The organism is Mammaliicoccus sp. B-M6, assembly GCF_022386965.1.
Classification (GTDB): Bacteria; Bacillota; Bacilli; order Staphylococcales; family Staphylococcaceae; genus Mammaliicoccus; species Mammaliicoccus sciuri_A.
This window is the reverse complement of record NZ_JAJNHJ010000005.1, coordinates 62,126-84,224: the sequence shown is the minus strand read 5'-3', so window position 1 is coordinate 84,224 and position 22,099 is coordinate 62,126. Positions and strand designations below refer to the sequence as shown.

At 33.8% G+C, this 22,099-nt stretch carries 23 protein-coding genes; 17 read left to right on the top strand and 6 right to left on the bottom strand.

What is annotated here, in order from left to right:
- Nucleotides 1-109: 109 nt before the first annotated feature.
- From LQ693_RS03265 to LQ693_RS03245, 5 genes are all read left to right on the top strand, one after another.
- Nucleotides 110-1,312, top strand: coding sequence for a putative multidrug effflux MFS transporter TcaB (locus LQ693_RS03265; RefSeq protein WP_037560268.1), 1,203 nt, complete (start codon nt 110-112; stop codon nt 1,310-1,312).
- A gap of 18 nt (nt 1,313-1,330) precedes the next feature.
- Nucleotides 1,331-2,098 carry a VOC family protein gene (locus LQ693_RS03260; protein WP_025906809.1) on the top strand — a complete coding sequence of 256 codons (768 nt, stop codon included), beginning with the start codon at nt 1,331-1,333 and terminating at the stop codon, nt 2,096-2,098.
- A 366-nt stretch (nt 2,099-2,464) separates the two neighbouring features.
- Nucleotides 2,465-3,715 carry a lipid II:glycine glycyltransferase FemX gene (locus LQ693_RS03255; protein WP_048541317.1) on the top strand — a complete coding sequence of 417 codons (1,251 nt, stop codon included), beginning with the start codon at nt 2,465-2,467 and terminating at the stop codon, nt 3,713-3,715.
- Nucleotides 3,716-3,840: 125 nt separating this feature from the next.
- Nucleotides 3,841-7,005, top strand: coding sequence for an efflux RND transporter permease subunit (locus tag LQ693_RS03250; RefSeq protein WP_107565187.1), 3,165 nt, complete (start codon nt 3,841-3,843; stop codon nt 7,003-7,005).
- A 268-nt stretch (nt 7,006-7,273) separates the two neighbouring features.
- The gene (locus LQ693_RS03245) at nt 7,274-8,434 is read left to right on the top strand and encodes an aminotransferase class I/II-fold pyridoxal phosphate-dependent enzyme (protein WP_103360711.1); all 1,161 of its coding nucleotides are present in this window, start codon (nt 7,274-7,276) and stop codon (nt 8,432-8,434) included.
- A gap of 69 nt (nt 8,435-8,503) precedes the next feature.
- Here the strand turns inward: LQ693_RS03245 and mspA are convergent, their stop codons facing one another.
- Complete coding sequence (gene mspA / locus LQ693_RS03240; RefSeq protein ID WP_025906805.1) at nt 8,504-8,824, bottom strand: membrane stabilizing protein MspA; 321 nt, start codon at nt 8,822-8,824, stop codon at nt 8,504-8,506.
- 15 nt (nt 8,825-8,839) lie between these two features.
- A complete protein-coding gene (locus tag LQ693_RS03235) occupies nt 8,840-9,007 on the bottom strand; it encodes an SE1832 family protein (RefSeq protein WP_049320027.1) in 168 nt (55 codons plus the stop codon).
- A 45-nt stretch (nt 9,008-9,052) separates the two neighbouring features.
- On the opposite strand from LQ693_RS03235, the gene ybaK reads away from it, so the two are divergent.
- Both ybaK and LQ693_RS03225 read left to right on the top strand, forming a co-directional pair.
- Entirely contained in the window at nt 9,053-9,535 is a 483-nt protein-coding gene (ybaK, locus tag LQ693_RS03230; RefSeq protein ID WP_182476179.1) for a Cys-tRNA(Pro) deacylase, read from the top strand.
- A gap of 104 nt (nt 9,536-9,639) precedes the next feature.
- Nucleotides 9,640-10,551 carry an AEC family transporter gene (locus LQ693_RS03225; RefSeq protein ID WP_049320028.1) on the top strand — a complete coding sequence of 304 codons (912 nt, stop codon included), beginning with the start codon at nt 9,640-9,642 and terminating at the stop codon, nt 10,549-10,551.
- A gap of 53 nt (nt 10,552-10,604) precedes the next feature.
- Here the strand turns inward: LQ693_RS03225 and LQ693_RS03220 are convergent, their stop codons facing one another.
- The 3 genes from LQ693_RS03220 to LQ693_RS03210 all read right to left on the bottom strand — a co-directional run bounded on the left by LQ693_RS03220 (nt 10,605) and on the right by LQ693_RS03210 (nt 13,312).
- The gene (locus LQ693_RS03220; protein WP_037589022.1) at nt 10,605-11,390 is read right to left on the bottom strand and encodes a glucose 1-dehydrogenase; all 786 of its coding nucleotides are present in this window, start codon (nt 11,388-11,390) and stop codon (nt 10,605-10,607) included.
- Between the two features lie 30 nt (nt 11,391-11,420).
- Nucleotides 11,421-12,278 carry a GRP family sugar transporter gene (locus tag LQ693_RS03215; RefSeq protein WP_025906801.1) on the bottom strand — a complete coding sequence of 286 codons (858 nt, stop codon included), beginning with the start codon at nt 12,276-12,278 and terminating at the stop codon, nt 11,421-11,423.
- 161 nt (nt 12,279-12,439) lie between these two features.
- Nucleotides 12,440-13,312, bottom strand: coding sequence for a GNAT family N-acetyltransferase (locus LQ693_RS03210; protein ID WP_119475080.1), 873 nt, complete (start codon nt 13,310-13,312; stop codon nt 12,440-12,442).
- Nucleotides 13,313-13,454: 142 nt separating this feature from the next.
- Between LQ693_RS03210 and LQ693_RS03205 the strand changes: the two genes are divergently transcribed.
- Together LQ693_RS03205 and LQ693_RS03200 are read left to right on the top strand one after the other, a co-directional pair.
- Complete coding sequence (locus LQ693_RS03205) at nt 13,455-15,590, top strand: DNA topoisomerase III (protein WP_103360708.1); 2,136 nt, start codon at nt 13,455-13,457, stop codon at nt 15,588-15,590.
- A 228-nt stretch (nt 15,591-15,818) separates the two neighbouring features.
- Entirely contained in the window at nt 15,819-17,153 is a 1,335-nt protein-coding gene (locus tag LQ693_RS03200; protein WP_025906798.1) for an NCS2 family permease, read from the top strand.
- Nucleotides 17,154-17,207: 54 nt separating this feature from the next.
- Here LQ693_RS03200 and LQ693_RS03195 read toward each other — a convergent pair whose 3' ends face one another.
- The gene (locus LQ693_RS03195) at nt 17,208-17,576 is read right to left on the bottom strand and encodes a hypothetical protein (RefSeq protein ID WP_025906797.1); all 369 of its coding nucleotides are present in this window, start codon (nt 17,574-17,576) and stop codon (nt 17,208-17,210) included.
- Nucleotides 17,577-17,892: 316 nt separating this feature from the next.
- Between LQ693_RS03195 and rpsJ the strand changes: the two genes are divergently transcribed.
- The 8 genes from rpsJ to rpsC all read left to right on the top strand — a co-directional run bounded on the left by rpsJ (nt 17,893) and on the right by rpsC (nt 22,098).
- Entirely contained in the window at nt 17,893-18,201 is a 309-nt protein-coding gene (gene rpsJ / locus LQ693_RS03190; protein WP_016998799.1) for a 30S ribosomal protein S10, read from the top strand.
- A 31-nt stretch (nt 18,202-18,232) separates the two neighbouring features.
- Entirely contained in the window at nt 18,233-18,895 is a 663-nt protein-coding gene (rplC, locus tag LQ693_RS03185) for a 50S ribosomal protein L3 (RefSeq protein ID WP_103360707.1), read from the top strand.
- A gap of 29 nt (nt 18,896-18,924) precedes the next feature.
- Nucleotides 18,925-19,548 carry a 50S ribosomal protein L4 gene (rplD, locus tag LQ693_RS03180; protein WP_025906795.1) on the top strand — a complete coding sequence of 208 codons (624 nt, stop codon included), beginning with the start codon at nt 18,925-18,927 and terminating at the stop codon, nt 19,546-19,548.
- Complete coding sequence (rplW, locus tag LQ693_RS03175; protein WP_025906794.1) at nt 19,548-19,826, top strand: 50S ribosomal protein L23; 279 nt, start codon at nt 19,548-19,550, stop codon at nt 19,824-19,826. The genes rplD and rplW overlap by 1 nt, the downstream gene beginning before the upstream one ends.
- 31 nt (nt 19,827-19,857) lie before the next feature.
- Entirely contained in the window at nt 19,858-20,691 is an 834-nt protein-coding gene (rplB, locus tag LQ693_RS03170; protein ID WP_025906793.1) for a 50S ribosomal protein L2, read from the top strand.
- A 64-nt stretch (nt 20,692-20,755) separates the two neighbouring features.
- Nucleotides 20,756-21,034: a 30S ribosomal protein S19 gene (rpsS, locus tag LQ693_RS03165; RefSeq protein WP_025906792.1), complete on the top strand. Its 279-nt coding sequence runs from the start codon at nt 20,756-20,758 to the stop codon at nt 21,032-21,034.
- Between the two features lie 25 nt (nt 21,035-21,059).
- Complete coding sequence (gene rplV / locus LQ693_RS03160) at nt 21,060-21,416, top strand: 50S ribosomal protein L22 (protein ID WP_025906791.1); 357 nt, start codon at nt 21,060-21,062, stop codon at nt 21,414-21,416.
- 28 nt (nt 21,417-21,444) lie between these two features.
- The gene (gene rpsC, locus LQ693_RS03155; protein WP_025906790.1) at nt 21,445-22,098 is read left to right on the top strand and encodes a 30S ribosomal protein S3; all 654 of its coding nucleotides are present in this window, start codon (nt 21,445-21,447) and stop codon (nt 22,096-22,098) included.
- Nucleotide 22,099 lies beyond the last annotated feature (1 nt).

The following is a 22,099-nucleotide window of genomic DNA, read 5'->3' as shown; positions in this document are numbered from 1 at the left end:
GATGACTATCTGAAAGTAAAGTATTTTAATAAGTGTTCACATATAACATTGCTATTTGAAAATTGTTAAGCAATAATATTAGGTAATAGATATAAAAGGAGCGTATTTCATGAACGAACAAAAGATGGCAAAGCCTTCATTATTTTTAATCGTGATTCTCGGTTTATTAACCGCATTTGGACCATTTTCAATAGATATGTATTTACCAGCATTACCAGAAATTAGTCGTGATTTTGATACTACAACGTCAAATACACAATTGACGCTCACACTCTTTATGGTTGGTTTAGCAGTTGGACAAGTATTTGTCGGGCCACTATCTGACTTTATAGGGCGTAAACGACCACTCATGGTTGCATTAATTGTTTATACAGTTGCTTCAATACTATGTGTATTTGCACCTAATATATACGTCATGATGGCATTACGATTTGTACAAGGTTTTACTGGTGGGGCAGGGGCAGTTATTTCCCGGGCAATTTCCAGTGATTTATATAAAGGTAAAGCTTTAACGAAATTCTTAGCGATATTAATGCTTGTTAATGGTGTAGCACCTATTTTAGCACCTGTATTGGGTGGTATTATATTATCGTTCTCAACTTGGAAAGTAGTCTTTATTTTATTAACGATATTCGGCTTTATTATGTTTAGCTTATCTTCAGTAAAATTAACAGAATCATTACCAGTAGAAGAACGTTCATCAGGTAGAATCAGTGAAGTACTAATAGACTTTAAAAATTTACTCAAAAGTCCAAAATTTTTAATGCCTTTATTTATACAAGGTTGTACATACGCGTTGCTATTTAGTTACATATCCGCTTCATCATTCATAACGCAATCTGTCTATCATATTTCACCATTAGCTTTTAGTTGTATGTTTGCTTTTAATGGACTTGGATTAATATTGTCCGGTCAAATTATTAATAAATTAGTCGACTATTATGACGAACATGTACTTATGCGTTTATTCGGCATGATTCAAATTATAGGTGTAATTATCGTTTCAATCACATTAATGAATGGTTTATCAATTTGGATATTAATGATTGGATTCTTTATACTCGTTAGTCCAGTATCTGCAATTGGTACGACAGGTTTTTCTATTGCGATGGCTAACAATAAAGGCGGCGCAGGAAGTGCGGCAAGTTTATTAGGATTATCTCAATTTCTATTCGGTGGTATCGTTTCACCATTAGTGGGTATAAAAGGAGAACATGAAGTATATCCATATGTCCTGACGATCATTATCGTTTCAATATTGTTGATTATTTTATTCTTCATTAATAGTAAAGTGTTTAAAAGAGCAGCTTAAAAGTAGGAGGGTATGTACATGAATTTAAAATTTGATCATATTATTCATTACGTAGATGGTATAGAATCAATTGAATTTCCACATCAATATATACAATCCATCCAAGGTGGTAAACATACGCAATTAGGAACATACAATCAATTAAGTTATATAGATTTACATTATATAGAGTGGATTGATGTCTTTGATGCAGCTTTAGCACGTTCATATGCTCAAACAGAAGAAGGTAGATTAAGCTTTGCGAATACATTTAAAGATACGCATGTACAAGAAGGATTTAAAAGGATCTGCCTCAGAACACAAAATATCGATAACGTTAAGACTCATCTAGAGCAATTTGATTTAGATATAGTAGGACCAATTGAAATGTCGAGAACAAAACCGGACGGCACAATGATAAAATGGCAATTACTATATTTAGATGATAAGCAAGATTTAAATTTACCATTCATCATTCAGTGGGGAGAAAGTGATGAACAAAGAGCAGCATCTTTAAAAGCTAATTTTCATGATGATTTATCAATCGATGAAGTGACGATTCAAGTGAAGAATATTCATGAATCAAGTCAAAATTGGCAATCATGGTATGGATTGAAAGAGATTGAGAAAAGCGAAAATTATATTAAGTTAAGCTTTATAGAAGATGATGTTGTCATTAAACTTACAGAGGATGTTGAAGAGAAATACACGACATTATCACTCTCATCAACAAATATAAAAAAAGACACGCGCATTTTATTTAAAGGCGCGTGTTACGAATTCAAAGCTAATTTGCATAAACACTGAGATAGACGCTTTGAATAATAATGCCTAAATGCACGAGTGCAATTAAGGTGCTTATAATGGCTATAAATAATATAGATTTACGAGCGTTCTCAAGAATAAAGACGATGCTTAGTAGCAAGGTGAAGGCAACAGTTATGATACCATAGCTTAAATAATTAATCGTGCTATCAAAATTTAGACTGACCGCAATCAGTATGATATTTATAATAATAAAAAGCGTTAGAACAAGTTGTCTCATATATTTCAATCCTAACTGTATGTTTTATATGACAAGTATAACAAATATTGGTCTTTTGCGTGAAATTATAGTACGTTTCATTGTATAATTAAAAGACGAATTGATAAAAAGGAGATTTATAAATGACGATAAAGAAAATGAATATCACTCATGAGCAACATGATGAATTTGTAAAGCAACATCCAAATGGTGATATGTTGCAACTTACAAAGTGGGCAGAATCCAAAAAGCTTACAGGTTGGTATTCTCGTCGTATAGCAGTGGGCGATGGTGAAAAGATAACAGGTGTAGCACAACTTTTATTTAAGAAAGTGCCAAAGCTACCATATACATTATGTTACATATCTAGAGGTTTTGTTGTTGATTATAAAGACGAAACATCTGTTAAAGTACTTTTTGAATTATCTAAAGAAATCGCACGTAATGAGAAAAGTTATGCCATTAAAATTGACCCAGATATAGAAGTGGATCAATCTGAAGGTGTTCTTGAATATTTAACTTCATTAGGATTTGAACATAAAGGTTTTGAAGATGGATTAAGTAAGAAATATATTCAACCTAGAATGACGATGATCACTAAAATCGATCAACCTGAAGAAGACTTAATGCAAAGCTTTGATAAACGAAACCGTTCACGTGTTAGAAACTCTTTAAAAAGAGGTACTGAATTAGTTATTGGTAACCGTGACGACTTAAAAATCTTTGCGAAAATCATGGAAGAAACTGGTGAGAGAGATAATTTCTTAACAAGAGATGTTTCATACTTTGAGAATATTTATGATCATTTACATCCAGATGGCGACTGTGAATTATTCTTAGTTAAAGTTGTGCCTGATACAGTCTTAAAAGACTTATTTAAAGAACGTGATGCACTACTTGAAGAGAAAGAAAAATTAGCAAATAGAAGACAAACTAAGAAAGTCGTTAATCAGTTAAATGATGCTGATGAAAAATTAGGTAACTTTGAAAAACGTATTCAAGAAATGGAAGAATTAAAAAGTAAAAAACCAGATGGCGTGTATTTATCTGGCGGTATCTTAATCTTCTCAGGTAAGAAATCATATTATTTATATGGTGCGTCATCAAATGAATATCGTGAGTTTTTACCGAATCATCGCATGATTATTGAAATGATGCGCTTTGCTAAAGAAAAAGGCGCTACTAAGTTTGACTTCGGTGGTACAGACAATAATCCAGACCAAGACCATGAACATTATGGATTATGGGCATTCAAGAGAGTTTGGGGTACTTATTTAAGTGAGAAAATCGGTGAATTTGATTATGTGTTAAATAAACCACTTTACACTGCAATCGAGAAAGTTAAGCCAGCAGTAGTCACTTATAAAAGAAAAATCGAAAAGAAAATCAAGAGAAACTAGACATAAGATTAAGGCACTAAAACTTTAAATTATTAAAATTTTAGTGCTTTCTTTATGTATAAGGTATGTTTCAGCGTTAAATTATTATACAATTATTTACAAATCATAAATTAGGGGGAAGTTGAGTGGTTCAAAAAATGATCAAGTTCTCGCTGAATAATAAATTTGCTATTTTGCTTATGACAATTATTATTTTGCTTGGCGGCATATATTCAGCGTTTAAAATGAAACTAGAGTTATTACCGGATATTACAACACCTGTTATAACAATTACGACGCCATATCCAGGTGCAACACCTGAAAGTGTACTAGACAATGTAACAGAACCAGTTGAAAAAGAAGTTCAAAATCTAGAAGGTGTACAAAATGTAACAAGTCAGTCTTTAGAAAATGCTTCAGCAATTACATTAGAATATACATATCAGACAGACATGGATGAAGCTGAGACTGAATTAAGAAAGAAACTAGAAGCGTTAGATTTACCTGATGGTGTTCAAGATCCGGATATGAGTAGAATGTCTATGTACTCATTCCCAGTTGTGAGTTATTCAATTTCTGATAAAGATGATGATCTTGAAAAAGTCACAAAGCAAATGCAATCAGATTTAATACCTAAACTTGAAAAAGTAGACGGCGTTCAAAATGTATCATTGTCTGGTCAAACTTTAGAAGAAGTTAATTTAGAATTTGACCAAAATGAATTAACGAAACGTGGTATGAGTGAAGATGAAGTGCTTCAATATATCGACGGTGCTACGAAAGAATCACCTTTAGGTTTATATACATTTGGTGATGATTTGAAATCAATCGTCGTAGATGGAAGGTTCACTTCAATTAAAGCGCTGAAAGATTTAGAAATACCTATGACAGGTGGTGCTTCAAGTGGTGGAGAGCAAAGTGCAGCAAGTCAATCACAACAAGGCCAGCAAGCTCAACAAGGTCAAGAGGGTTCTGAATCAAGTGATAGTAGCGCATCTCAAAGTATCCCATCTGTAAAATTATCTGATATCGCAGATGTTAAACAAGAGAAGAAACGAGATTCAATTTCTAAAACAAATGGTAAAGATGCTTTAGCTCTTCAAGTAACGAAATCTACAGATGCCAATTTAGTAGATGTCGTTGATAATGTAGACAAAGAACTTGAAGCTTATAAGAAAGATCATAAGAACATAGAATCTGTACAATTGATGGAAACAGCATCAACAATTAAAGACTCAGTATCGACAATGGTTGAGAAAGCTTTAATCGGTTCTATCGTTGCAGTTATTATCATTATGTTCTTCTTAAGAGATATTAAATCAACTATTATCGCGATGGTTTCTATTCCAATGTCATTATTAATGGCACTCATCGGTCTAAAAGCGATGGATGTTTCATTAAATATCTTAACTTTAGGGGCATTAACAGTTGCAATTGGACGTGTTATTGATGACTCCATTGTTGTTATAGAGAATATTTATCGACGCATGTCGGATAAAGGTGAAGAACTGAAAGGTAGTAAACTGATAACAAGTGCGACGAAAGAAATGTTTATTCCAATCATGTCTTCAACAATCGTTACAATTGTCGTATTCTTACCGTTAGCTTTTGTAACTGGACAAATTGGAGAAATGTTTAGACCATTTGCTTTAGCAGTAGCATTTAGTTTATTAGCTTCACTACTCATAGCATTAACAATCGTGCCAGTACTTTCACACATTTTCTTTAGAAATGGAATTAAGAAAGATAAGAAAGAAAGAGGACATTGGTTAGCGGATAAATACAAAGGTATTTTAAAATGGAATTTGAATCATAAATGGCTCGTTATTGTATTAAGTATTGTGCTTGTTATCGCAAGTATTGCACTTGTATTTACACCTTATATCGGTAAATCGTTTATCGATACAGGTGAAGATAAAATGTTAGCACTAACTTATAAACCTTCACCAGGAGAAAAAGAAGATCAAGTTGTTAAAAACGGTGAACAAGCTGAGAAATATTTATCAAAAGATAAAAACGTAGAATTTGTTCAATATAGTGTAGGTGGAGAAAATCCATTTAATCCTTCTGCCAAAAATGACATGGCTTTAATGGTTAAATACGATAAAGATACGCCTAACTGGGATAATGTCGGTAAAGAAGTCATGGATCATATCGGTAAATTCAACCATAAAGGTGAATGGAAACAACAAGATTTCTCTACTGGCGGTACAGCGAACGAAGTATCTGTAAAAGTATCAGGTCCATCAACTGAAGCTATAGAAGGTACAGTTAAAGATGTAGAGAAAGAAATGAAGAAAGTTAAAGGTGTAGAAAACGTAAGTTCGAACCTTTCTAAATCTTATGAGCAATACGATGTGAAAGTTGATCAAAACAAAGCGAGCAAATTAGGACTTTCTGCAGGTCAAATTGCTATGACGCTTAATCAAACTACACAAGAAAAAGTCGTTACTAAATTGAATGATGATGGTAAATCTATCGATGTTAAACTGACTAAAAAAGAAGAAACTGATTGGTCAGAGAAGAAATTAGAAGATACTAAGATTACATCTCCATTAGGTAAAGATGTGAAACTAAGTGATATTGCGACATTGAAGAAAACAACTTCACCAGATACAATCACAAGAGAAAATGACAAAATTTCTGTTTCTGTAGATGCGAAAATCACGGCAGACGATGTTGCTAAAGTGACAACAGATGTTAATCAAAAAGTTTCTAAAATTGATACACCAACAGATGTTGAATTAAATGTTGGCGGTACAAACGATGATATCAACGAAGCAATAGAACAGCTGTTGCTTGCGATGGGCGCTGCGATTCTAATCGTATATTTAGTAATCGTATTAACATTCAAAGGTGGATTAGCACCATTTGCAATATTATTCTCATTACCAGTATCTATTATTGGTGTAATCGCAGGACTGTTAATTACACAAGAGACAATATCCGTACCAAGTATGATTGGTATGTTAATGTTGATTGGTATTGTTGTAACGAATGCGATTGTATTAATAGATAGAGTGATTAATATGGAAGAAGCGGGCATGACTACAAGAGAAGCATTAATAGAAGCAGCAGGCACGCGTTTAAGACCTATCTTAATGACAGCTATTGCGACAATCGGGGCATTAGTACCACTATTATTTGGTGGCGGAAGTTCTGTTCTTATTTCAAAAGCATTAGCAATTACAGTAATAGGTGGATTGATTTCTTCAACATTATTAACACTATTAGTTGTGCCAATTTCATATGAAATCATTATGAAATTTAAGCGAGCAATATTTAAAAGACCGAAAGAACGTATAGAATAGATGATTAACCCCTCCATGTCTATGAGACAAGGAGGGGTTTTTGTATGTAGTAAATATATATTGGCGCCGTTAGTAACAAAAGTCGAGAGAATTGTAACTAAGGAGGCCTATCCTAATAAAAGCAACCTGAGTAACCATTCCATATACCTATTATGATTTATTTCTTAGTAATTTAATAAGAAAATACTTGTTCGTGTTTCATACTTTGATAGAATATATTCATATACAAAAAATAGTCTGAAGAATTTTATTTCGAGGAGTCGTTATTGTGCCAATATCAAAACTATTATCAGAAATACCAGACAGTTACTTTGGAAAGACAATGGGTCGTAAGGTTGAACATGGTCCGTTACCGTTAATTAATATGGCGGTTGGTGTCCCAGATGGTGAAACGCCAAAAGTTATCGTAGATGAATTTATAAAAGCTGTACAAAATCCAGAAAATCAGAAATATGGTGCTTTTCATGGTAAAGACACGTTTAAACAAGCGATTGTAGATTTTTATAAGAGGCAATATGATGTGGATTTAGATAAAGAAGAGGAAGTATGTATTTTATATGGTACAAAAAATGGTTTAGTCGGTTTACCGATTTGTGTCGTAGAGCCTAATGACTTTGTGTTATTACCGAATCCAGGCTATACAGATTATTTAGCAGGTGTTCTACTCGCTCGTGCTAAACCATATTCTTTAGAATTAACGCCTGAACATCAATACTTACCACAGTGGGATGAAATAGAACCTGAAATCTTAGATAAGACAAAATTAATTTATTTAACTTATCCAAATAATCCAACAGGCTCTGTTGCAAATACTGAGTTTTTTGATGAAACGATTGCTAAATTTAAAGATACACAAACAAATATTATACATGACTTTGCATATAGTGCTTTCGGATTTGATCAGAAGAATCCGAGTATTCTTCAATCGGAAGGGGCTAAAGAAACAGCTGTAGAGATATTTTCCTTATCAAAAGGGTATAACATGTCTGGTTACAGAGTAGGCTTTGCAGTCGGTAACAAAGAAATGATTGCTGCTTTAAAGAAATACCAAACGCACACACATGCTGGTATGTTTGGTGCATTACAAGATGCGAGTACAGTCGCTTTAAATGAATGTGATGATTTTCTTATTAAACAAAATGAAATATTTAAGACGAGAAGAGATCAATTTGAAGCGTCATTAAGAGAAGTAGGTATACCATTTGAGCCAATGAAAGGTGGTATATTCCTTTGGTTACAAACACCTCCAGATTATGATGGAGAAGCATTTGTAGAATACTTATTACAAGAGGTTTCTATATTAGTCGCACCAGGTATACCATTTGGCGATAATGGTCAAAATTATGTCAGAATCTCATTAGCGTTAAGTGATGACGAACTATTGGAAGGTGCTAAGAGGTTGCAAGGTCTAGCTCACTTATACAAATAAAAAAAGCTGAGAAATAAATATTCTCAGCTTTTTCACATAAATGAGATTTTGTCGATATGCTTTAGGGTATTAAAACACTATAAATAATAAAATCACAAATATGATCAATATAAAGATCGACATATAATTGAGTAGTTGAATCGCTTTTTGGTCTTTAATACGATATTTAAATGCTGTGATTTCAACATTGATAACGAGACAAACCAATACAGCTAATATCCACCAAGTTTGCATTGCAAAGCTAAATACAATACTGCCTAAAAAGACAATAAGCATAAGTCCCATTATAAATCTTAAAGCTTGCGTAAGCATCGTATGTAGTTGGTATATACTTAAGTAACTAATAATAAGATAAATAATGGTAAATAATAAAAGTATGAGAATTAACATAGTCATTTCCTTTCGTTAATCTTGATCAAGTTGAGCGCGAACTTTACTGATTTCTTCTTCGATTTTGACAAGTTGTTTTTCAAGTAAGTCGGTTGCTTGACCAGTAGATTCTCTCTTTTCTAGGTCATTTTGTATACGTATGTAATCATATTTAAGTTCAGAAAGTTGTTGGTTTAAATCCATTTTAAACACTCCTTTTTATAAAATAGCTTTGAAGTAGGTGATAAATTGAAAAAAGTTAAAACCAATGCGATGCGCATCTTAGATCAATATAATATATTTTATCATACTCATGAATTTAAAATAGGAAAAGATCATTTAGATGGTCATGAAGTTGCGCAATTAATTCAGAAACCAGAACATCAAGTGTATAAGACGCTTGTATTAACAAATGGGAATCGCGAATATTTCATCTTTGTTATTCCAGTCGTTCAACATCTTGATATGAAAAAAGCTAGTAAAGCTGTTGGTCAGAAAAAATTAGAACTCTTACCACTTGATCAACTCACCAAAGTTACAGGGTATGTAAGAGGTGGTTGTTCTCCAATTGGTATGAAAAAAACATATCAAACCGTAATTGATATCAATGCAGAATCATTATCTACGTTTATCGTAAGTGCAGGTAAACGTGGCTATCAGATTGAACTTGATCCAGCAGATTTAGCCAAAGTCATTGATGTAAGATTTGATGATATTATTAAATATAACTAAACTAATTTTAGTATAATTTATTAATATTTCAAACAAAAAGTGTGCATAGAAGTTAAACTGTTGTTAATATAGATAAATGTGAGTTTAATGAGAGAAGTGATAAAGTGACAGAAAAATTTATAATGATTATTTTATTAATTGCTTTAGGATACGTTCTAAAGAAGCTTAAATTCTTTAAAGCTTCTGATGGTAATGTACTTGCAACACTTGTACTAAATGTTACTTTGCCTTCATTAGTGATTGTAAATTTAAATGGATCTGATTTAGATTTATCTTTAGGATGGCTTCCTATATTAATGCTATTATATGGCATTATAGCAAAGCTACTAATCATATGGTTATTCAAGAAAAAATATAATAATCAAATAAGAGGTACTGTGGGCATGATGGCCGCTTCAGTTAATATTGGACTGTTTGCATATCCATTAGTCGCACAAATTTGGCCAAAAAATGGTTTATTATACTTTGGTATGTTAGACATTGGTACAGCTATCATTATGTTCGGTGTAACATATTTTGTTGGTAGTTACTTCAACGATGGTGGCGATCAATTTGACTTTAAACGAATGGGTTTAAATTTATTAAAGACCGTTCCACTTATGACATATATGATTATGTTTATCTTAAATATAATGAGCATTAAAGTACCTGACAAAGCGATAGATTTCTTTGAAATTATTGCAAATGCGAATATGCCATTATCCATGATCTTATTAGGTTTATTCTTGAATTTTAAAATCGAAAAAGCATACTTACCGATTGTTGTTAAATACTTAGCATTTCATTATGGCTTTGGTTTATTAATGGGATTACTTGTTCATTTCTTCTTACCTGTTGATGACCCAATGATCAAAACGACGTTACTTATTGGTTGGTTATTACCTATAGGTGTTTCAGTACTGTCTTATGCCATTACATTTAAATATAAGACCTTACCTATAGTCGGCATGGCTACTAATTTAAGTATTGTCATATCAATCGTCATTTTATATGTATATCAATTTTTCTTTGTTTAATTAAACACAAAAAAAGCGTTTGGATTTCGCATCCAAACGCTTTTTGTTATATATTAACCTTTACCGCCCATGAAAGCAGGGTAGTTTGTCATTCCGCCATCAACATATATTGTTGTACCGTGAATGTAACTTGCTTGTTCTGAAGCTAGGAATGCATTAATATTTGCAACTTGATCCGCTTCACCAATTTCATGTAGTGGAATCATTTCTAATGTTTCTTCGCGTGTTGCAGGGTCAGAGAATTTTTCGCGAGTATGTTCTGTAACAATAGCCCCTGGAGAAACATTATTAATTCTTATACCATTTTTACCGTATTCCATAGATAAAGTTTCCATCATCAATTTTAAGCCGCCTTTACTTGCTGCGTAATTGACGTAGTTTGGCCAAGGAATAACATCATGCACACTTGCAGTATTGATGATTTGACCTTTAATATCATGCTCTAAATAGTAATTGATAACTTCTCTACTACCAATAAAAGCACCTGTTAAGTTGATATCGATAACTTTAGACCATTCTTCTAAACTCATTTCATGAGATGGAATTGGTTTTTCGAAACCAGCATTATTGATTAACACATCTATACGACCAAATGTTTCGTGTGTTTGTTGAATCAAGTTCTTGATATCTGCCTCGACTGAAACGTCTGCTTTAATTGCAACCGCATCAGCACCAGAATCTTTAATAGATTGAACGATTTTTTCAGCTTCTTCAACGTGATCTAAATATCCAATAACAACTTTTGATCCTTCTTTACCAAATCGTTCAGCAGTTGCTTTACCAATACCACTGTTACCACCAGTGACAATCACAACTTTATCTTTTAAATCTTCATACATATTAAACACTCCTATTTTTATATATTGAGTTTACCCTTTAGCTGCACCAATAATGAATGCTGCAATAATGATTAACACGATACCTATCCAAATAAATGTCATTTGACGTTTTGTTTTTTGTTCGCCTAATAGGTAAATACCACCTAAAGTAGAAACGATTACTAACATTTGTGAGAATGAAAAGCTCGTTCCGACACCAACTTTTGGTTGTGAAATGAATAGGAACATATTACCTAATGCCCATACAATCCCTGGCAATAAGTTGAGTGACGTATGTTTAACAGTAGGTTTATGTTTGAATGATAAAATGATACCCCCAATTACCATACCTATAGATTGTGGAAATAGTGCATCCCAACCTTCAACACCGAATACTTGGCCGATTACAACGTATACGACATAACCGACAGTAGAGATGAGTAATATTGGAATAGCTTTACCAAGCTTTTTAGTATTTCCACTGTTTCCAGAACCTTTTTTCTGAACAGATGTAAATATTACACCGATAATCAGTAACACTAAACCTGATAGGCCAAGTGCAACTTGCGTACCTGTTGACCATTCTCCTAAAAATGCAGCACTGAATAATGTTGTTCCAAGTAATTGTAAGCCTGTAGATATAGGCATCGTTATTGAAACGCCAATTAAGTCTACACTTCTAAGTTGAAATCCTTGTCCAAGTGCCCAGAAAGCACCTGAAATCATACCGATAATAATTGTAGTGAATGTAAAGTGCACATCACCAAAGAAGAATAGACATAAACCGATGATGAAAGCCCCGATTGTTGTACCTAAGATTTGGTTATAAGGACCTCCACCAACTTTAACATTGATTAATACGACGCTTCCCCAGAACAATGCTGGTAATAGCGCTATAAGGTATTCCATACACAAGACTCGCTTTCTCTATTTATTTGTATTATTTAAACTACCCAAGTATTATACGCCCGAAACTTTTTTATTGTAAAACATATAGCTCACAATGTAATTTTACTGTTAAAAAAGTCCCATGAATGCTCAATAAACATTCATGGGACTTAGTTTAAAAGTTAAACATCGTATGGTCTCACATATTTAAAATGATGTGTTTCATTGACGATGTGGAAACCGACTTTTTCATATAATAATTGTATTTGTTCATGCTTTTTACTAACTACATAAATACGAACTGTTTCGACATCTTGATGATTAAACGCTTCTGTCGTCGCGAAATGAATCATTTGAAACGCGATGCCTTGTTTTCTGTAATCATGGTGAGAGGCTAAATTAGGAATAGTTGCTAACTTCTCAGGTATGTCTATGGATAGATAGATATAGCCTTTAACAAGGCCTTCAGCTATATATAAATAAAGTGCATGATTATCATCTAATGAATCTATAATATCATCAGCACTTATATCACTATGTTTGAAACTATTGGAATGCAATTTATTAAAGGCATAGTAATAAGGTTTGCTGTATGGCGTCATTTGGTGTTGCTTATCAATTGGTAAAGGTGGTTGTTGAATTTCTAATGTATATTGTGTTTCTACATATCCCGCATGTAGTCTTTTCAGTTTACTATTATTTAAAATGTGATCTTTATGTAGCGAAATGTGGCAATATTTAATGTTTGGATGATCGTTTAAAAGTGTTTCCCATATTTCTTTTAAAGCGTTTAACGTTTCCTCATTTGTATCATTAACGATTGGCCCCCATACATTTGAAGTCTCGTCATCTATACGCTCAAATCCTAATATCCCGGTAATGGTGTCATGATCTTCTATATAGTAGAAGGTGGTTTCATCAAATTTATGGCTTAAGTCATTCTTAATCTCTTCTATTGACTGAGGTATATGTGTCACGTAATTAGTTTCTTGCCTGTTTTTTTCGTGTAAATAAGAAGCTATCGGATCGATTTCTTTAAGAGGCAGTATTTGCATGATAGTCACTCCTTTAATATTCAACGATTATTTTATTCCATTATACGATTAATCGAAAATTTATAAAAGTTTTTCATGCCTTTAGAACACTTTTTATTCATGTTATAATAGTACGAATGTAAAAAAGAATGGGTGAAAAGAAATGAAAGCATTAGTTCTTGCAGAAAAACCTTCAGTAGGTCGTGATATCGCTAAAGCATTAGGTATTCATGATCAGAAGAAAGGTTACTTTGAAAATAAAAATTATATCGTTACTTGGGCATTAGGACATCTTGTAACGAATGCTACGCCTGAAGAGTACGACAAGAAATTTAAAGAATGGAATTTAAATGTCTTACCAATTATTCCTGACTATATGAAACATGTTGTAATTAAGAAAACAAGAAGCCAATTTAACACGGTTCAACATTTGATGAAGCGAGACGATGTGAATTCAATTATTATTGCGACAGATGCTGGTAGGGAAGGTGAACTTGTTGCAAGATTAATTATTGAAAAAGCAAAAGTTAAAAAGCAAATTAAGCGATTATGGATCAGTTCAGTTACTGAAAAAGCAATTAAAGCAGGCTTTCAAAATTTAAAACCTGGTGAAGCATACAACAATTTATATCAAGCCGCATTATGTAGAAGTGAAGCGGATTGGATTGTTGGTATAAATGCGACTAGAGCTTTAACAACGAAATATGACGCGCAATTATCATGTGGTCGTGTACAAACACCAACTTTAAATCTTGTACAAATGAGACAACAAGAAATTCAATCATTTAAACCTGAAAAGTATTATCAGATGAATATTGAAGTAGAAGGTTATAAATTTAAATGGTTGAGTAAGAGTGGAGATAAAACATTTGATGCTGATTTAATAGAGCAAGTTAAACAAAAAGTTCAAAATAAAAAGGGTATTATCCAAAATATCACGAAGAAGAAAAAAACAAAGTATCCTCAAAAGTTATACGATCTTACAAGTTTGCAACAAACAGCTTATCAACGTTATAAAATGAGTGCGAAAGAAACGTTGAATACAATGCAAGCATTGTACGAACAACATAAAGTACTGACTTATCCTAGAACAGATTCTAACTACTTAACAGATGATATGGTTTCTTCTCTGAAAGAACGCGTATCATCATTAAGTGCTACACCACTTAAATCACATGCTGTACCATTGCTTAAAAAACCAATTAGAGCGGGTAAACATTTTGTTGATAATAAGAAAGTTTCAGACCACCATGCGATTGTACCAACAGAAGTGAGACCTAACTTTGATCAGTTATCTCCTAGAGAACAGAAAATTTATATGCTAGTGGCTGAAAGATTTTTAGAAGTATTATTACCACCATATCAATATGAAGAAACAACTGTGACATTAACATGTGAAGGGGAAACTTTTAAACTGACACAAGAAGTAGCAGTTGAATTAGGCTTTAAAGAACTATATGAAGAAAAGACGCATGTGAAAGCTTTGCCTTTTGAAGAACAGCAGCATGTGAACATACAAAAAGTGAATGTCGTTAGTAAAGATACAGAACCGCCTGCGTATTTCAATGAAGGAACTTTACTTAAAGCGATGGAATCACCACATCATTTCTTTAAACTTAAAGATAAGAAAATGGCTCAAACTTTAAATGAAACAGGTGGTATCGGAACAGTTGCGACAAGAGCGGATATCATCGAGAAGTTATATAGTTCTAATGTAATAGAAGCGGTGCAAGGTAAAATTAAGATTACGCCTAAAGGTAAACAATTATTAAACTTAGCACCTGAACAACTGACATCACCAGAATTAACAGCAGATTGGGAAATGAAGTTAACTCAAATCGAAAAAGGAAATTATTCTAAAAATAAATTCATGAATGAAATGAGAAACTTCACGAGAGAAATCATTGCGGATATTAAAGAAAGTGATGATAAATTCAAGCATGATAATATCACAACGACTGAGTGTCCGACTTGTGGTAAATTTATGCTTAAAGTTAAAACGAAAAATGGTCAAATGCTCGTGTGTCAAGATCCAACATGTAAGACTAAGAAGAATCAACAAAGACAAACAAATGCCAGATGTCCAAACTGTAAGAAGAAACTTACACTGTATGGAACAGGTAAAAAAGCAACTTATAGATGTGTGTGTGGCCATACAGAAACACAAGAGCATATGGACGAAAGACTTAAAAATAGAAAATCAGGCAAAATAGGCAAAAAAGAAATGAAGAAATATATGCAAACTGAAGAAGTAGAAAACAATCCATTTAAAGATGCTTTAAAAGGATTGAAGTTCTAACTTAATATGTATAGAGACTGGGACATCGTGTGATGTCTCAGTTTTTTTAATCTTTTAGCAGCAATAGAGTTGGCTAGAAGCGTACTGTCACGGATTATAAAGCGTAAAAACCGAACTATAACACGAACATAAATAAATTTAATTATATAAATGTTCGTAAAAAGTATTGATTTTTGATGTTCCCAGTAATACAATGTACAGTGTTGAAATTAATAAAGGAGTCTTATGATGAAACGTTACTTTAAGTTTGATGAATTGGGAACAAATTATAAAAGAGAAATTCTTGGTGGTTTAACAACATTCTTATCTATGGCATACATATTAGCAGTTAACCCATCAATGTTAAGTTTGGCAAGTGTTGAAAATGTACCTGATTCAATGAGAATGGACCAAGGTTCTGTGTTTGTTGCTACAGCATTAGCAGCACTAGTTGGTTGTTTATTTATGGGTATCATTGCGAAATACCCGATAGCTTTAGCACCAGGTATGGGATTAAATGCATTTTTCGCGTTTACAGTTGTGCTTACAATGGGTATTCCATGGCAAACTGGTTTAACGGGCGTACTATTCTCAGGTGTTATATTTGCGATATTAACGATGAGTGGTTTACGAGAGGTTATTATCAATGCAATACCATTTGAATTAAAGATGGCTGTATCTGCCGGTATAGGATTGTTTATTACCTTTGTAGGTTTACAAGGTGCAGGTATTGTTAAAAAAGAAGATTCAACTTTAGTTACACTTGGAACAATGCATAATCCAGAAGTACTATTAGCAGTATTTGGTATTATCATTACTATTATATTAATGGCTAAAAAATTACCAGGAGCAATTTTCATCGGAATGGTCTTAACAGCTATTGCGGGATTAATTACAGGATTAATTGCAATGCCAGATAGTATAGTAGGCAAAGTACCAAGTGTATCACCAACATTTGGTGCAGCATTCGAAGCGTTTGGTGATTTATCTACTATATTTAATGTACAATTCTTAATTGTCGTTTTAACTTTCTTATTTATAGATTTCTTTGATACTGCAGGAACGTTAGTTGCAGTTGCAAACCAAGCTGGTTTAATGAAAGATAATAAATTACCGAGAGCAGGTAAAGCATTATTCTCTGATTCATTAGCAACAATTGTAGGTGCAATATTTGGTACTTCAACTACAACAAGTTATATAGAATCTAGTGCAGGTGTTGCAGTTGGTGCACGTACAGGATTCGCAAGTGTTGTAACAGGTATTTGTTTCTTAGCAGCATTATTATTCTCACCATTAATGGCAGTTGTTACAAGTGCGGTTACAGCACCAGCGCTTGTTATAGTAGGTGTATTGATGGTTAGTAACTTAGGTAAAATTGATTGGCAAAAATTTGAGATAGCAGTACCAGCTTTCTTAACAATGATTATGATGCCTTTAACATATTCAATTGCAACAGGTATTGCGTGCGGATTTATATTCTATCCAATCACAATGATCGTAGCAAAAAGACATAAAGAAATTCACCCAATTATGTACGGTTTATTCTTCGTCTTTGTCGCTTACTTTGTATTTGTACATGCATAATAAAAAAGCCACGAGATTTCATTTAATGAAGTCTCGTGGTTTTCTATTTATATATTAACTTTTATAAGTAGTCTTGTAATATTTAGATGGGATATATACTGGCGCAATTATAATCGTAAATAAGAAGATGATCATTAAAACGACCATTACGATATGTAATAACCAGCCAATGATAGGAATGATTGCAACAAAGCTAGCGATTAGTCCGATTAATGGAATAACGAATATTACTTTAACAGAATTCTGGTTATCTATTAATAGGATAAGTGTCGTAATAAAGTATAACGTTCCATTAAGTACCAAAGCATTATAACCAGTTGAAAGAACGATTCCTCCACCTAGAAAAGGAATGGCTAATAATAACTCAGATACAACTAATATAATAGAAAGAACTAGCAAAACTGATTTAATTCCTCTTTTCATGATTTCACCACCTAGTTAAAATTGCTTGTTATATTATAACATTTTGATTACAAATTATCTATTTAAATTTTACCTATTGAAAAAGAGCACATAATCCGTTATAATACTTGGGTATGTGTTAGATGAAATTAGAAAAAATATATGGTTATCTATTGATTAATAGAAATAAATCATGTATCATATCTAATGTTGGACTTTAAGAAGCGATGAAGCGAGAGGTTACTGACACACCCGGCCGCTTTGCCATGGCGGTGTGTAAGAGAGTTTTCGTGGAGAAGTCTATCACTATAAAGTAGACGAACAAGGAGGGAAAATTATGGCAAAACAAAAAATTCGTATCCGTTTAAAAGCGTATGATCACCGCATGATCGATCAATCAGCAGAGAAAATTGTTGAAACAGCTAAACGTTCAGGAGCTCAAGTGTCTGGTCCGATTCCATTACCAACTGAGAAATCAGTTTATACTGTAATCCGTGCCGTTCATAAGTACAAAGACTCACGTGAACAATTCGAACAACGTACGCATAAACGTTTAATCGACATTCTTAACCCTACACCAAAAACAGTTGATGCTCTTATGGGCTTAAACTTACCATCAGGTGTAGACATCGAAATCAAATTATAATTCATTAAAATAACAGGAGGTGCGACTTTCGATGACCAAAGGAATCTTAGGAAGAAAAATTGGAATGACTCAAGTATTCGCAGAAAACGGTGAATTAATACCAGTTACTGTAGTAGAAGCTAGTCAAAACGTAGTATTACAAACTAAAACTGAAGAAGTAGATGGCTACAACGCTGTTCAAATCGGTTTTGAAGACAAACAAGCATATAAAAAAGATCGTAAATCTAACAAATATGCTACTAAAGCTGCTGAAGGCCATGCTAAAAAAGCAGGTACAGCACCTAAGCGCTTCACTCGTGAATTCAGAAACATTGATGTTTCAGCTTACGAGGTAGGTCAAGAAGTCACTGTAGATACTTTCCAAGCAGGAGACATTATTGATGCAACAGGCGTTTCAAAAGGTAAAGGTTTCCAAGGCTCTATTAAACGCCACGGTTTCTCTCGTGGACCAATGAGTCACGGTTCTCATTACCACAGAGGCTCTGGTTCAATGGGTATGGCTTCAGATGCTTCTAAAGTATTTAAAGGCAAAGAATTACCAGGCCGTATGGGCGGAAACACAGTTACTATGCAAAACTTAGAAGTAGTTAAAGTTGATGCAGAAAATAACGTAATTTTAGTTAAAGGTAACGTGCCAGGTCCTAAAAAAGGTTTAGTAAAACTTACAACTTCAATTAAAAAAGGTAATAAATAATTATTTAGGTGAAAGGAGGAAACAACATTATGGCTAATATTGATGTATTAAAAGTAGATGGATCAAAATCAGGTTCTATCGAATTAAATGATAGTGTATTTGGTATCGAACCAAACCAACACGTATTATTCGAAGCAGTCAACTTACAACGTGCTTCATTACGCCAAGGTACTCACGCAGTTAAAAATCGTTCAGCAGTTCGTGGTGGTGGACGTAAACCTTGGAAACAAAAAGGTACAGGTCGTGCTCGTCAAGGTACAATCCGTGCGCCACAATGGCGTGGTGGTGGTATCGTATTCGGTCCTACACCAAGAAGTTATTCTTACAAAATGCCTAAGAAAATGCGTCGTTTAGCATTACGTTCTGCATTATCTTCAAAAGTAAGTGGTAACGAATTAACAGTTTTAGAAGCATTCAACTTTGATGCGCCTAAAACAAAAGAATTCAAAAATGTAATGAGCAACTTAGAACTTTCTAAGAAAGTTTTATTCATCGTTGATACTGTAGACAGCAACGTTGAATTATCAGCTCGTAACATTCCAGGTGTTAAAGTTATCGACGCTCAAAGCTTAAACGTATTAGATATCTTAGATTCTAGTAAAGTCGTAATAACTAAAGCAGCAGTGGATAAAGTAGAGGAGGTGCTCGCATAATGGAAGCAAGAGATGTTATTAAGCGCCCCGTAATCACAGAAAAATCTTCATCAGATATGGCTTTAGATAAATACACATTTGATGTAGATACACGTGCAAACAAAACACAAGTAAAAATCGCAATCGAAGAAATTTTCGACGTGAAAGTTGATACAGTAAATATCATGAACGTTAAAGCAAAAGCTAAACGTGTTGGTCGTTACAATGGTTTCACTAACAAACGTCGTAAAGCAATCGTAACTCTAAAAGAAGGTTCTTCAATAGACCTATTTAACTAAAAACAATTACCATTAAGGAGGTAAAACGACAATGGCTCTTAAAAAGTATAAGCCAATTACAAATGGTCGTCGTAATATGACATCTTCAGACTTCGCTGAAATTACATCAACGACTCCTGAAAAGTCTTTATTACAACCGCTTCCGAGAAAAGCGGGACGTAACAACCAAGGTAAATTGACAGTTCGTCACAGAGGTGGCGGTCATAAACGTCAATACCGTGTAATTGATTTCAAACGTAACAAAGATGGAATTCCTGCTAAAGTAGCAACTATCGAGTATGATCCAAACCGTTCAGCTAATATCGCATTATTAGTATACGCAGATGGTGAAAAAAGATATATCATTGCTCCTAAAGGATTAAAAGTAGGACAAGAAGTATTCAATGGTCCAGATGCAGATATCAAAGTAGGTAATGCATTAGCATTAACTGATATCCCAGTTGGTACTACAATTCACAACATCGAATTAAAACCAGGTAAAGGTGGACAATTAGTCCGTTCAGCTGGTACAAGTGCTCAAGTACTTGGTAAAGAAGGTAAATACGTACTAGTTCGTCTTAAATCAGGTGAAGTTCGTATGATCTTATCTACTTGTCGTGCAACAATCGGTCAAGTTGGTAACGAACAACACGAATTAATCACAATTGGTAAAGCTGGTCGTTCTAGATGGATGGGTAAACGTCCTACAGTTCGTGGTTCTGTAATGAACCCTAACGATCACCCTCACGGTGGTGGTGAAGGTCGTACACCAATCGGTCTTAAATCACCAATGTCTCCATGGGGCAAACCAACACTTGGTAAGAAAACTCGTAAACAAAACCAACGTTCATCTAAATTTATCGTTCGTGGTCGTAAGAAAAAATAATAATACCTTATTTACGTGTGCGGCTTAGATGCCGCGCGCATTAAATAAGAAGGGAGGCGCCATAATGGCTCGTAGTCTTAAAAAAGGACCTTTCGTTGATGATCATTTAATGAAAAAAGTTGAAGCTCAAAACGAAGGTGAAAAAAAATCAGTTATTAAAACATGGTCTCGTCGTTCAACAGTATTTCCTAACTTCATCGGACATACAATAGCAGTATATGATGGTCGTAAACATGTGCCAGTTTTCATTACTGAAGATATGGTTGGACATAAATTAGGAGAGTTTGCACCTACACGTACTTATAAAGGTCATGCTGCAGACGACAAAAAGACTAAACGCTAATTTCTAAAAAGAGGAGGAAGTCACAATGGAAGCAAAAGCGGTTGCTAGAACAATAAGAATCGCACCTCGTAAAGTGAGATTAGTTTTAGATCTTATTAGAGGTAAAGAAGTGGCAGAAGCAATTGCCATCTTAAAATTAACAAACAAAGCAACATCACCTGTTGTTGAAAAATTATTAATGTCAGCATTAGCAAATGCAGAACATAACTATGATTTAAATCCTGACACATTAGTAGTAAAAGAAGCTTACGCTAATGAAGGACCTACATTGAAACGTTTCCGTCCACGTGCACAAGGTCGTGCAAGTGCGATTAACAAACGTACTAGCCACATTACAATCGTAGTTGGCGAAAAAGAAGCTAAAGAAGTTAAAGAAGCATAATTAACTAAATCATTAAGGAGGGAATATAGTGGGTCAAAAAATTAATCCAATCGGACTTCGTGTCGGTGTAATTCGTGACTGGGAAGCAAAGTGGTATGCAGGTAAAGACTTCGCAACACTTTTACATGAAGACTTAAAAGTTCGTAAATATATCGCAGAAGCATTAAAAGAAGCTTCAGTTTCAAGTGTTGAAATTGAACGTGCAGCAAACCGTATCAATATCGCTATCCACACTGGTAAACCAGGTATGGTTATTGGTAAAGGCGGTTCAGAAATTGAAAAATTACGTAACAAATTAAACGCATTGACTAACAAAAAAGTACACATCAACGTTATCGAAATCAAAAAAGTTGATTTAGATGCAACATTGGTAGCAAATAACATTGCTCGTCAATTAGAAAACCGTGTATCTTTCCGTCGTGCTCAAAAACAAGCTATCCAACGTGCAATGAAATTGGGAGCTAAAGGTATCAAAACTCAAGTATCTGGTCGTTTAGGTGGCGCAGATATCGCTCGTGCAGAACAATATTCAGAAGGAACTGTTCCACTTCATACATTACGTGCAGACATTGATTTCGCACATGAAGAAGCCGACACTACTTACGGTAAATTAGGTGTTAAAGTATGGATCTACCGTGGAGAAGTTCTTCCTACAAAGAAGTCTAGTGAAGGAGGAAAATAAT

Excerpts from the sequence above, each read along its gene's own strand:
- LQ693_RS03265 (WP_037560268.1), top strand. The coding sequence starts at position 110 with ATGAACGAACAAAAGATGGCAAAGCCTTCATTATTTTTAATCGTGATT.
- LQ693_RS03260 (WP_025906809.1), top strand. The coding sequence starts at position 1,331 with ATGAATTTAAAATTTGATCATATTATTCATTACGTAGATGGTATAGAA.
- mspA (WP_025906805.1), bottom strand. The coding sequence starts at position 8,824 with ATGTTAATTCTCATACTTTTATTATTTACCATTATTTATCTTATTATT.
- LQ693_RS03235 (WP_049320027.1), bottom strand. The coding sequence starts at position 9,007 with ATGGATTTAAACCAACAACTTTCTGAACTTAAATATGATTACATACGT.
- LQ693_RS03220 (WP_037589022.1), bottom strand. The coding sequence starts at position 11,390 with ATGTATGAAGATTTAAAAGATAAAGTTGTGATTGTCACTGGTGGTAAC.
- LQ693_RS03215 (WP_025906801.1), bottom strand. The coding sequence starts at position 12,278 with ATGGAATACCTTATAGCGCTATTACCAGCATTGTTCTGGGGAAGCGTC.
- LQ693_RS03210 (WP_119475080.1), bottom strand. The coding sequence starts at position 13,312 with ATGCAAATACTGCCTCTTAAAGAAATCGATCCGATAGCTTCTTATTTA.
- LQ693_RS03205 (WP_103360708.1), top strand. The coding sequence starts at position 13,455 with ATGAAAGCATTAGTTCTTGCAGAAAAACCTTCAGTAGGTCGTGATATC.
- LQ693_RS03200 (WP_025906798.1), top strand. The coding sequence starts at position 15,819 with ATGAAACGTTACTTTAAGTTTGATGAATTGGGAACAAATTATAAAAGA.
- LQ693_RS03195 (WP_025906797.1), bottom strand. The coding sequence starts at position 17,576 with ATGAAAAGAGGAATTAAATCAGTTTTGCTAGTTCTTTCTATTATATTA.
- rpsJ (WP_016998799.1), top strand. The coding sequence starts at position 17,893 with ATGGCAAAACAAAAAATTCGTATCCGTTTAAAAGCGTATGATCACCGC.
- rplC (WP_103360707.1), top strand. The coding sequence starts at position 18,233 with ATGACCAAAGGAATCTTAGGAAGAAAAATTGGAATGACTCAAGTATTC.
- rplD (WP_025906795.1), top strand. The coding sequence starts at position 18,925 with ATGGCTAATATTGATGTATTAAAAGTAGATGGATCAAAATCAGGTTCT.
- rplW (WP_025906794.1), top strand. The coding sequence starts at position 19,548 with ATGGAAGCAAGAGATGTTATTAAGCGCCCCGTAATCACAGAAAAATCT.
- rplB (WP_025906793.1), top strand. The coding sequence starts at position 19,858 with ATGGCTCTTAAAAAGTATAAGCCAATTACAAATGGTCGTCGTAATATG.
- rpsS (WP_025906792.1), top strand. The coding sequence starts at position 20,756 with ATGGCTCGTAGTCTTAAAAAAGGACCTTTCGTTGATGATCATTTAATG.
- rplV (WP_025906791.1), top strand. The coding sequence starts at position 21,060 with ATGGAAGCAAAAGCGGTTGCTAGAACAATAAGAATCGCACCTCGTAAA.